This window comes from Chromobacterium fluminis (assembly GCF_011602385.1).
Classification (GTDB): Bacteria; Pseudomonadota; Gammaproteobacteria; order Burkholderiales; family Chromobacteriaceae; genus Chromobacterium; species Chromobacterium fluminis.
In genome coordinates, this window is the sequence record NZ_JAAOMA010000151.1 from 1 (window position 1) to 255 (window position 255).

Sequence of the window (255 nt, forward strand, 5' to 3'; positions counted from 1 at the left end):
GTGGCGAGCGAACGCGGAAGAGCCTGTACGTGTTATGGATTGTGTTAGTGGAAGGTTCATGGAAAGGACCGCCATAGTGGGTGATAGCCCCGTACACGAAAACACATTCCAAGGACTAGGCGTACGACAAGTAGGGCGGGACACGAGAAATCCTGTCTGAAGATGGGGGGACCATCCTCCAAGGCTAAATACTCATGATCGACCGATAGTGAACCAGTACCGTGAGGGAAAGGCGAAAAGAACCCCGGGAGGGGA

At 53.7% G+C, this 255-nt stretch carries 1 rRNA gene; it reads left to right on the forward strand.

What is annotated here, in order from left to right:
- Window positions 1-255, forward strand: a 23S ribosomal RNA gene (locus tag HA052_RS27275); the annotation flags it as partial.